The following is a 10099-nucleotide window of genomic DNA, read 5'->3' on the forward strand; positions in this document are numbered from 1 at the left end:
TCGTTACCGGTCTGCGACATAGGGCGCGTCATTCCGGCGTGCTGCTTATCCTTGACGCGTGCGCGGCGACGGTGACGGATGGGTGGTGTCTGACACCGGCAGCCCACATTGGGGTCGGTTCGGCGCCGCCGGTCTGCTGCTGCGGGCGCCGAGATCGGACGGCTCACCAGCGGTGTTGCTGCAGCACCGGGCGCCGTGGAGCCATCAGGGCGGTACCTGGGGTCTGCCGGGCGGTGCCCGCGACAGCCACGAGAGCGCCGAAGAGGCCGCCGTTCGGGAAGCGCACGAAGAAGCCGGGCTGATCGGCCGGTTCGTCTCGGTGCGGGCGAGCGTGGTCACCGCGGTGGCGAGCGGGACCGACTGGACCTACACCACCGTCGTCGCCGATGCCCCCGAGCAGTTGCCGACGGTGGCCAACGTCGAGAGCGCCGAGATGCGCTGGGTCGGCGAGGACGAGGTGGACGTGCTGCCACTGCACCCGGGTTTCGCGGCCAGCTGGCAGCGGCTGCGAACCGCGACCGAGGTCGTGCCGCTGGGCCACGACGATGAGCTGCGGGCCAGTCTTCCGTGCACGATCGAAATCGACGCGGGGATGTTCGTGTGGTGCATGGCGGGCCATCCCGATCAGGAGCCGTCGCGGCTCAGCTCCCGGATCAGCTCGCTGCTGCGAGTGCCGAACTGAGCTCCTGCGCTGCAGCCCGCGGATCCTGCGCCGCGGTGATCGCGCGGACGACGACGATCCGCCGTCCCCCCGCTTCCAGCACCTGCGGCAGCCGCGCCGCATCGATGCCACCGATGGCGAACCACGGCTTGTCGCAGGCCAGCCCGGCGGTGAAGCGGACCAATGACAGCCCCGGCGCCGGGCGGCCGGGTTTGGTGGGCGTCGGCCAGCACGGCCCGACGCAGAAATAGTCGACGGCCTCGGCGACCGCGGCTGTGACCTGCGCGGCATCGTGGGTTGACCGGCCGATCACCGGAGCGGGCCCGATGATGTCGCGTGCCACCGGTAGCGGCAGATCGTCTTGGCCCAGGTGCAGGACAGCGGCTCCGGCGGCACGGGCGATGTCGGCGCGGTCGTTGACGGCCAGCAGGGCACCATGGCGGCGCGCGGCGTCGCCGAGCACCTCCAGTGCTGCCAACTCGTCGCGCGCCTCCAGCGGACCCAGCCGCTGCTCGCCGGGCGACCCCTTGTCGCGCAGCTGGATGATGTCGACCCCGCCGGCCAGCGCGGCGTCGGCGAATTCGGCCAGGTCGCCGCGCTCGCGGCGGGCGTCGGTGCAGAGGTACAGCCGAGCGCTGGCCAGCCTTGCCAGTGGTGGAGCCGCGGGGCCACGTGGTTGATGCACACCGCGACGCTAGCGACTACCGTGTGGAGTCGACACGGGAGTCCCGCGACGCCCGGCGACAATGCAGGCCGAAGGCCTGAAGAGGAGCCGGGCTTTTATACGGGGGCTGAGAATGGGCACGCCGGCCCTTACCGTCAAACCTGATCCGGATCATGCCGGCGAAGGGAGCGAACATGCCACCGGGCTCGGGATCGCTGGCCGTCATCGGCGGCGGCGTCATCGGGCTGTCCGTGGCGCGCCGCGCGGCACAGGCGGGCTGGTCGGTGCGGGTGCATCGCTCCGGCAAACCTGGGGCCTCGTGGGCGGCCGCCGGAATGCTGGCCCCCCACAGCGAGGGCTGGCCCGGCGAGGAGCGGCTGCTGGAACTGGGGCTGGAATCGCTGCGGCTGTGGCGGGACGGATTCGCCGACGGCCTGCCCGCGCAGGTGATCACGGCGCACGAGTCGCTGGTGGTCGCCGTCGACCGCGCCGACGTCGCCGATCTGCGCACGGTCGCCGACTGGCTGTCTGCGCAGGGGCATCCGGTGGTCTGGGATTCCGCGGTCCGCGACGTGGAACCGATGCTGGCGCAAGGTATTCGGCATGGCTTCCGGGCCCCGACCGAGCTTGCGGTGGACAATCGCGGTCTGCTGGATGCGCTGTCGGCGGCGTGCGAGCGACTCGGCGTCGAGTGGGGCGGGCCGGTGGCCGACCTGGAAGCCGTGCGGGCCGATGCGGTCGTGATCGCCAACGGGATCGATGCCCCGGCGTTGTGGCCGGGTCTGCCGATTCGGCCGGTGAAGGGCGAGGTGCTGCGATTGCGCTGGCGTAAGGGGTGTATGCCCTTGCCGCAGCGGGTAATCCGGGCCCGCGTGCACGGACGTCAGGTGTACGTGGTGCCGCGCGTCGACGGTGTGGTGGTCGGCGCCACCCAGTACGAGCACGGCCACGACACCGCACCCACGGTGTCCGGCGTGCGCGACCTGCTCGACGACGCGTGCGCGGTGCTGCCGGCACTCGGGGAGTACGAGTTCGCCGAGTGCATCGCCGGTCTGCGCCCGATGACGCCGGACAACCTGCCGTTGGTGGAACGCTTGGACGCGCGGACATGGGTCGCCGCCGGCCACGGCCGCTCCGGTTTCCTGCTGGCGCCGTGGACTGCTGAACAGATTGTTTCCGAACTGATTCCGGTGGGAGCGCACTCATGATCCTCCCGCCGGTGACGATAGACCGGCAGTGCGATCGAAACGGGCAGGAGGAGCGGCGCATGATCATCAAGGTGAACGCCGCGCAAGTCGAGGTCGACGAGCAGACCACGGTCGCGGCGCTGCTGCAGTCGCTGGGCTTCCCGGACCGCGGCGTCGCGGTCGCGGTCGACCATGCGGTGCTGCCGCGATCGCGCTGGGCCACCACCCTGTCCGAGGGGGCGCAGCTCGAGATCGTCACGGCGGTGCAGGGTGGCTGAATGTGACTGTGCCCACACCGCACCGGATTGTGGCGACCCGCATCGTCGCGGGGGGCACCAGAAACTGACCATCGCCGGGCGTAGCTTCGCTTCCCGGCTGATCATGGGCACCGGGGGAGCGGCCAACCTGGCCGTCCTCGAAGAGGCTCTGATCGCCTCCGGCACCGAACTGACCACCGTCGCGATGCGTCGCGTCGACGCCGAGGGCGGCACCGGCATGCTCGATCTGCTGAGCCGGCTGGGGATCACGCCGCTGCCCAACACCGCGGGCTGTCGCAGCGCGGCCGAAGCGGTGCTCACGGCGCAACTCGCCCGCGAGGCGCTCGGCACCGAATGGGTCAAGTTGGAAGTGATCGCCGACGAGCGCACACTGCTGCCCGATGCTATCGAATTAGTCCGGGCCGCAGAACAATTGGTCGACGATGGCTTTGTCGTGCTGCCCTACACCAACGACGACCCGGTACTGGCCAAGCGGCTCGAGGACACCGGGTGCGTGGCGGTGATGCCGCTCGGCTCGCCGATCGGCACCGGCCTGGGCATCGCCAACCCACACAACATCGAGATGATCGTCGCGCAATCCGGCGTCCCCGTCGTGCTCGACGCGGGTATCGGGACCGCCAGCGACGCTGCGCTCGCGATGGAATTAGGCTGCGACGCAGTGCTACTGGCCACCGCGGTGACCCGTGCCGCCGATCCGCCCGCGATGGCCGCCGCGATGGCGTCCGCCGTCACCGCGGGATACCTCGCCCGGCGTGCCGGCCGCATCCCCAAAAGGTTCTGGGCGCAGGCTTCGAGTCCCGCCCGGGGAAATTGAGCGTCAGCGGGTGAGGCGCTATGTGGCGCTGGGCAGTTCGATGGCGGCCGGTCCCGGTATTGCGCCGTCCGCCCCGGGTGCGCCGTTCGGATCGGGACGCTCGGCGCGCAACTACGCCCACCTGGTCGCCGAAAGGCTGAGCCTCGACCTCGTCGACGTCACCTTCTCGGGGGCCACCACGGCCAACGTGCTCGCCGAACGGCAGCGTCATGCCCCGCCGCAGATCGAGGCGCTGGACGGCACCGAGGAATTCGTCACCGTCACCATCGGCGGGAACGACGTCGGGTATGTGCCGCTGTTGATGGGCGCTGCGCTACCGGCCCTGGCGCGAAAGCTGCCGACCATCCGCAACTTGCTCGATCGCGAGGCGCGCGAAAAGGCACTCGACGGGATCGACGACGCGTTGTGCGCCGTCGGAACCGAGGTGCGCCGGCGTGCGCCGCGGGCCCGGGTGATGTTCGTCGACTATCTGACGCTGCTACCGCCGTCCGGTATCGCTGCCGGGCCGCTGCCGGCCGAGCATGCCGATTTGGGCCGGTTGGTCGCCGAGCGATTGGAGGAGGCCACCGCGGCGGCCGCGCAGGCCACCGGATGCGAGGTGGTGCGTGCGGGCCAGGCCAGCCGCGGGCACCACGCCTGGTCGGCGGATCCCTGGACGGTCGGTGCGGGTTGGCCGTTGCCCTGGCGTCCCGCGCCTTTTCACCCCAATGCCGCAGGCATGCGTGCTGCCGCAGACTTGATCGTGCAGCAGATTAGGTTAGCCTGATTAGGTTTTCGGCACTTGGGTAACCCAACCTGCGACCATGCACTAGACACTGCCGAGGGAATTACCGCTCGACATGACACCGAAAGCCCACGTGCCCAGTCGCAGATTCGACCATTCGGCGCTTCTGTATGAATCGGAGCGCGAATACATCGATTCGCTGGTGCATTTCATCGAGGACGGGCTCGACCGACATGAGCCCGTCATGCTCGCGGTCCCGGGGGAGAAGCTGTCCGCACTTCGCAGCGCACTGGGAGCCGCCGCGGACGAGGTGACGATGGCCGACATCACCGATTTCGGCCGTAATCCCGGACGCATCATCGCGGGCCAGCATGCCTTCATCGACGCGCATTCAGATCAGCCCGTGCGGGTAATCGCCGAGTCGGCGTGGGCGGGCCGGACGGAGTCGGAATACCTGGCCTGCATGCAACACGAGGCGCTCAGCAACATCGCGTTCTCAGGTTCGCCGGTCACAGGGTTATGCCCTTACGACGTATCGGGTTTGGACGCGAGTGTATTGGCTGATGTCCGCCTCACCCATCCGCAGCTCTGGCAGGGCGGCTCGCGGCGACGCTGCCCCGACTACGCCATCAACTCTGCCCTCGACAAATGCAACCAGCCGCTGGCAACCAACCCCGCCGCGGTGACGTTCACCGTCGCGCGCGCGATGGACCTGGCCGGCGCCCGCCGATGCGCGGAACGTTACGGGCGGCTGGTCGGTATGACGGCGGACCGGATCGCCGACCTGCTGCTCCTGGCGACCGAACTGGCCACCAACAGCCTCGACCAGGCTGGCGGCCCGTGCCGCCTGGCGTTCTGGGTCGAAAGCGGGTTCGTGGTCTGCGAGACCCGCGACATGAGCCGCTGGACGGACCCGCTCGCGGGCCGTCGACACCCGACCGTAGCCGGTGGTGTGGGGCACTACGGGCTGTTCGTTGTGAACGCGATCGCCGACCTGCTACGCACCCACGCGACAGCCGCCGGCACCACCATCCACGCGTATCTGCTGCGCGACGATCCCGCAGAACAGGCCGGGTGCGGCTAGCCTGGGGCGCGATGGCTACCAAATCAACACCAATACTTGTCGCGGTGGCGACTCTCATGCTGGTAACCGGCGGGTGCGCGGCCGCCGGCCACCCCGATGCGCTGAACCGGAGTTCGGGCCCGGATTTCGCCGCCGCACTGCGCGGGCGGGTGACCACCGACGCGATGATGGCCCACCTGACGAAGTTGCAGGACATCGCCAACGCCAACAACAACACTCGCGCGGTCGGGACTCCGGGCTACGACGCCAGCGTGGACTACGTCGTGGGCAAGCTGCGGGACAAGGGGTTCGATGTCCAGACCATGCCGTTCGACGCGCACGTATTTCACGCCGACCCCGGCGATGTGACCGTCGGCGACAAGAAGTTCGGCGCGCAGGCACTGGAGTACAGCGTCGGCACCCCAGCGGCGGGGGTGACGGGTCCTCTGGTCGCCGTCCCGGCCGACGGCAGTCCGGGCTGTGCCGCCGGCGACTACGACCACCTGCCGGTCAACGGCGCCGTCGTGCTGGTGGATCGCGGCACGTGCCCGTTCGCGCAGAAGGCCGGTGCCGCGGCCCAGCGCGGCGCGTTGGCGATGGTTGTTGCGGACAACGTGGCCGAAGACCATATCGCTGGCACGTTGGGGGAGGCCAACAGCGTCAAGATCCCGGTCGTCGGAGTCACCAAATCGGATGGGGCGCTGCTTCGTTCGAGTGTCGGGCCCGCGACGGTTCACCTGTCCGCGGACACCAAGACCATCTCGGCGCGCAACGTGGTCGCGCAGACCAAGACCGGCTCGGCCAGCGATGTGGTGATGGCCGGAGCGCACCTCGACAGCGTCCCGGAAGGACCCGGTATCAACGACGACGGATCCGGTGTCGCCGCGGTGCTCGAGACCGCGCTGCAATTGGGCCCGTCGCCGGCCATCCACAACGCGGTGCGATTCGGCTTCTGGGGCGCCGAAGAACTCGGCCTGGTCGGGTCTCGCAAGTACGTCGAGTCGCTAGATCTGAACGCACTGAAAGACATTGCGCTGTATCTGAACTTCGACATGCTCGCGTCGCCGAACCCGGGCTACTTCACCTACGACGGCGATCAGTCGCTTCCGGCTGACAAGCGAGGCAGCCCAGTGGTGCCCGAGGGGTCCGCCGGCATCGAGCGGGAGTTGGCCGCCTACCTCAACTCGGCCGGTAAGACCCCGCAGGACACGTCGTTCGACGGCCGCTCCGACTACGACGGCTTCACCCAGGCGGGGGTCCCGGCGGGTGGGCTGTTCTCGGGCGCGGAGAACAAGAAGTCCGAAGATGAGGCCAAACTGTGGGGTGGCCCCGCGGGCCAACCATTCGATCCCAACTATCACCAGAGCACGGACACGCTGGAACACATCGACCGAGCCGAGTTGGGTATCAACGGCGGCGGAGTCGCCTATGTGACCGGCTTTTACGCCCAAGACCTCTCCGGGCGCAACGGCGTTCCGGTTCGCGCGGACCGGACCCGCCACCGGCTGACCAAGAATTAGCGACGCCGGCACTGGCGTGGCCGACATTGGGCAAGCCGCTCAACCGATTTCGGACATCCTCGGCATCACCTCGTCACCGAAGCGCTTCACAAAGCCAGCGGGATCAGGTGAGCCCGGCACCGGCCCGGTGTTGATCATGTCGACACCAAGCCTGGCCAGCTGTTCGAGTTTCCGCAGATAGCCATCGACATCGGAGAACGGATCCTCGAAGAAGCCAACCGTTTTACGGATGTCGCCGACGTCGCGTCCCACGGCCTCGCAATGACGTGTCAACACGTCGAGCTTGTGCGCGAGGATGTCGATGTCGGAATCGGTGGAGTTCCAGATATCGGCGTACTGCGCGACCAGCCGCAGTGTCTTCTTCTCGCCGCCGCCTCCGATCAGCACCGGCGGGCGCCGAATCGGCTGTGGCGCACAGAGGGTTTCGGCCAAGCGATAATGCTTACCCTCGTAAGGTCCGTCGTTGTCGCTCCACATCTGCCGACAGATCTGCAGCGTCTCTTCCAGCATCTCGAAGCGTACGCTGACCGGCGGGTACGGAACGCCCAGGGCCAAGTGCTCACGCTCGTACCAGGCCGCACCGATGCCGAACATCGACCGGCCTCCGGAGAGCACATCGAGGGTGGTCACGGTCTTGGCCAGCAATCCCGGATGCCGGTAGGTCACCCCGGTCACCAGCAACGCCAGTTCGATTGTGGTCGTGCGGCCCGCCAGGTAACCCAGCGACGTGTAGCCCTCCAGGAACGGATCTTCAGCTCGCCCAACGGCTTCCATCTGGAAGAAGTGGTCTGCCAGGGTGAACAGCGCCGCGCCGATGTTCTCGGCGGCGGTGGCGGTCGAGGACAGGCTCGGCGTCAGCGCGGCCGCGTCGCCCGGCAGGAAATCGATGAAGTGTATGCCCAATTCCACGGTAGCTCCCTTCGTCAGTCGGTCAAGCGCTCAAGCAGCGACAACGCGTTGTTGATGACGCGACGCTCCCGCTCCGAGTAGCGCTCCTGCATGGCACGGGCCAGCCATTCCTCGCGGACCTGACCATCGCTTTCGGCGCGCCGACGTCCGGCGGTGGTCAGCGTAATCGCCTGCCGCCGGCCATCATCGGGGTCAGGTGTGCGCCGGATCAGGCCATGCTGATCCAATGCGGCCACGATGCTGGCCATCGATTGCGGCCGCACGTGCTCGGCGGTGGCCAACGCGCTGGTCGAGGATGCGCCGTCCTTCCACAGTCGCATGAGCACCGCGGTCTGCGACGGCGTCAGGCCCTCACCGGTGGCGACGTTCTTGAGTCGACGCCGCAACCGGCTGTACAGCACGCGTAGATCACGCGCGGCCGATACCGCCGATTCGCTGATTCCGTCCACTCAACCCACCGTACATTAAACAGTTACAGCTGTACAGTTTTAGTTGTTTAAAATGTCAGGTCGCGTCGCCGCGAATTTCCCAGAACCGGGTGCTCTCTTCAGGATTGTCCGGCGCCCTGCGGACCCAGATGGCCGCGGTGAGCATCATGATGACGAATCCGACGACCGCGGCCGGGATCGCCCAGAGTCGACGCAGCAGCAGCGCGGACCCGCACTGGCCCGCATAATCGGCGCCGTAAGCCTCGGCCGGCGGGGGAACGCTTGGGCTGAAGCCTCGGCCGCAACTGATCTGCATGCCCCACCGGTCGTACTGGCCCAGATACACCGGTAACCACAGCGACGACAAGCCGGCGACCATCAACGCGGTCCCCAATACTGCGAGCATTGCCTGACGTTTGCTCACGGCGCTCCTTTCGAGTCAAGGGTCGAAAGATGTGAATCCGCGGTGTCACGGTCGCCGCCGCCAAATCGTCTCCACGTCGCGTTTTACCTATGACAGCAGCGACTTTACGGTCGTGCAGGTGCACCGAATTCCAACTATGTTAATGGCCATTCTGACTCTGCGGTAGGTTTTTGGCGGGTCACCCGAAGGTTAGGGTGATGCGGTGACGACAGCGCGAGGCCGGGGCGCCGCCGTCGTACGTCGTCGTCCGAAAGACCGCAAGGCCCAGATCGCCCGAGCCGCCGCCAGGGCGTTCAGTGCGCAGGGGTATCACGCCGTCAGCATGGAGGCGATCGCGGCCAAGGTCGGAATCTCTGCGCCGGCGCTCTACCGCCACCATGCGAGCAAGTACGACCTGTTCCGCGATGCGGTCCTAGCGCTCGGTCGGCAACTGGTCGACTGCACCGATTTCGCGGATGCCGATGACGGCGACCCGAGTGACACGCTGGATCGACTGATCGACGCGGTGGTCGACGTGACTTTGGCCAACCGCGAATCGGGTGGCTTGTACCGGTGGCAGGCCCGCTATCTGCACGGCGAAGACCAAGCGGCGCTGGGCGACCAACTCCGGTTGGTCAGACGCCGAATTCAGCGCCCGCTCATGGCAGTGCGGCCCGGCTTGACGTCCCCGCAGCGGTGGATGCTCGCGGTCGGGATGCTCAGTGTGATCGGGAGCGCCGTCGATCACCGCGTTCAGTTGCCCACCGACGAGATCCGTGCGCTGTTGCGCGCGGCAGCGTCGGCCGTGATCGGCGCCGACCTTCCCGCGCCGCAGGACGACCTCGGCCGGCCCGCTTCGTGGCGGATCTTCGACGCCGACGCCGGGGTGTATGAAGCGTTGCTGCAGTCGGCGATGGTGTTGTTCAACGCCAAGGGCTATCCCGAGACCAGCATGGCCGAGATCGCCGCTGCCGTGGGGATTCCGGTGTCGGGTATCTACCGGTACTTCCCGGGCAAATGCGACATTTTGGCGACGGGTCTACGCCGCGCGGCCGATCGGCTGTCGGGCCGGCTGTCGGCAATCCTGGCGGGGTTCACCGAGCCCGGAGACATGCTCAGGCTGCTGATCGAGGCCTACGTCGCAACATCGTTCGCCAACCCGGACCTGGCTGCGATCTACTACACCGAGCGGGTGAACCTGACGCAGGTGGATCAGGAGTTGCTGCGCGGGGTGCAGCGCTCGACGATCGACGCCTGGATGCGGCTGCTCGCAGCGGCGCGTCCTGCGCTGACCGAGACCCGGGCGCGAATTCTGGTCCACGCGGCGATGGCCCTGGTGGTCGACGTCGGCCGGCGGGTGCGCTACGAAGAGGCCGCCGACAATTCCGCCTATCCGCAGGCCTGTGTGCGAAAACTGATGGAAGCTACGCTGTTTGGGAGTGACCGTG

General features: G+C 67.8%; 12 protein-coding genes. 8 read left to right on the forward strand and 4 right to left on the reverse strand.

Translation table 11 applies throughout. The annotated features are described in order from the left end of the window. The first annotated feature begins 58 nt into the window (after positions 1–58). Positions 59–682, forward strand: a complete 624-nt coding sequence (locus tag AC2VOG_RS05335; protein WP_486938877.1) for an NUDIX hydrolase — start codon at positions 59–61, stop codon at positions 680–682. Here AC2VOG_RS05335 and thiE read toward each other — a convergent pair. Further along, positions 654–1313 carry a thiamine phosphate synthase gene (gene thiE / locus AC2VOG_RS05340; protein ID WP_486938886.1) on the reverse strand — a complete coding sequence of 220 codons (660 nt, stop codon included), beginning with the start codon at positions 1311–1313 and terminating at the stop codon, positions 654–656. The two genes, AC2VOG_RS05335 and thiE, sit on opposite strands and share 29 nt — an antisense overlap. Positions 1314–1519: 206 nt before the next feature. On the opposite strand from thiE, the gene thiO reads away from it, so the two are divergent. From thiO to AC2VOG_RS05370, 6 genes are all read left to right on the forward strand, one after another. Then, positions 1520–2533 carry a glycine oxidase ThiO gene (thiO, locus tag AC2VOG_RS05345; protein ID WP_486938878.1) on the forward strand — a complete coding sequence of 338 codons (1014 nt, stop codon included), beginning with the start codon at positions 1520–1522 and terminating at the stop codon, positions 2531–2533. A gap of 59 nt (positions 2534–2592) precedes the next feature. Further along, complete coding sequence (thiS, locus tag AC2VOG_RS05350; RefSeq protein ID WP_486938887.1) at positions 2593–2790, forward strand: sulfur carrier protein ThiS; 198 nt, start codon at positions 2593–2595, stop codon at positions 2788–2790. A gap of 64 nt (positions 2791–2854) precedes the next feature. Then, positions 2855–3604, forward strand: a complete 750-nt coding sequence (gene thiG / locus AC2VOG_RS05355; protein ID WP_486938888.1) for a thiazole synthase — start codon at positions 2855–2857, stop codon at positions 3602–3604. Positions 3605–3614: 10 nt separating this feature from the next. Then, on the forward strand, positions 3615–4370 hold the full coding sequence (locus tag AC2VOG_RS05360; protein ID WP_486938879.1) for an SGNH/GDSL hydrolase family protein: 756 nt from the start codon (positions 3615–3617) through the stop codon (positions 4368–4370). Positions 4371–4461: 91 nt separating this feature from the next. Then, the gene (locus AC2VOG_RS05365) at positions 4462–5412 is read left to right on the forward strand and encodes an anti-sigma factor RsbA family regulatory protein (protein WP_486938880.1); all 951 of its coding nucleotides are present in this window, start codon (positions 4462–4464) and stop codon (positions 5410–5412) included. A gap of 11 nt (positions 5413–5423) precedes the next feature. After that, positions 5424–6911: a M28 family metallopeptidase gene (locus tag AC2VOG_RS05370; protein ID WP_486938881.1), complete on the forward strand. Its 1488-nt coding sequence runs from the start codon at positions 5424–5426 to the stop codon at positions 6909–6911. A gap of 39 nt (positions 6912–6950) precedes the next feature. On the opposite strand, the gene AC2VOG_RS05375 is transcribed toward AC2VOG_RS05370, so the two are convergent. From AC2VOG_RS05375 to AC2VOG_RS05385, 3 genes are read right to left on the reverse strand one after another with little or no spacing between them, the layout of a single operon-like run. Then, positions 6951–7820 carry an LLM class F420-dependent oxidoreductase gene (locus AC2VOG_RS05375; protein WP_486938882.1) on the reverse strand — a complete coding sequence of 290 codons (870 nt, stop codon included), beginning with the start codon at positions 7818–7820 and terminating at the stop codon, positions 6951–6953. A 14-nt stretch (positions 7821–7834) separates the two neighbouring features. Next, positions 7835–8269 carry a MarR family winged helix-turn-helix transcriptional regulator gene (locus AC2VOG_RS05380; RefSeq protein WP_486938883.1) on the reverse strand — a complete coding sequence of 145 codons (435 nt, stop codon included), beginning with the start codon at positions 8267–8269 and terminating at the stop codon, positions 7835–7837. A 55-nt stretch (positions 8270–8324) separates the two neighbouring features. Beyond that, positions 8325–8672, reverse strand: coding sequence for a hypothetical protein (locus AC2VOG_RS05385; RefSeq protein WP_486938884.1), 348 nt, complete (start codon positions 8670–8672; stop codon positions 8325–8327). A 202-nt stretch (positions 8673–8874) separates the two neighbouring features. Here AC2VOG_RS05385 and AC2VOG_RS05390 point away from each other — a divergent pair. After that, positions 8875–10099 (forward strand): TetR/AcrR family transcriptional regulator (locus AC2VOG_RS05390; protein ID WP_486938885.1); only part of this gene is annotated, 1225 nt, incomplete at its 3' end.

The sequence above is a fragment of the Mycobacterium sp. TH-M11 genome, from assembly GCF_057473725.1.

Bases quoted from the DNA above. Each gene is read 5' to 3' on its own strand.
- thiS (WP_486938887.1), top strand. From the start codon at position 2,593: ATGATCATCAAGGTGAACGCCGCGCAAGTCGAGGTCGACGAGCAGACC.
- thiO (WP_486938878.1), top strand. From the start codon at position 1,520: ATGCCACCGGGCTCGGGATCGCTGGCCGTCATCGGCGGCGGCGTCATC.
- AC2VOG_RS05370 (WP_486938881.1), top strand. From the start codon at position 5,424: ATGGCTACCAAATCAACACCAATACTTGTCGCGGTGGCGACTCTCATG.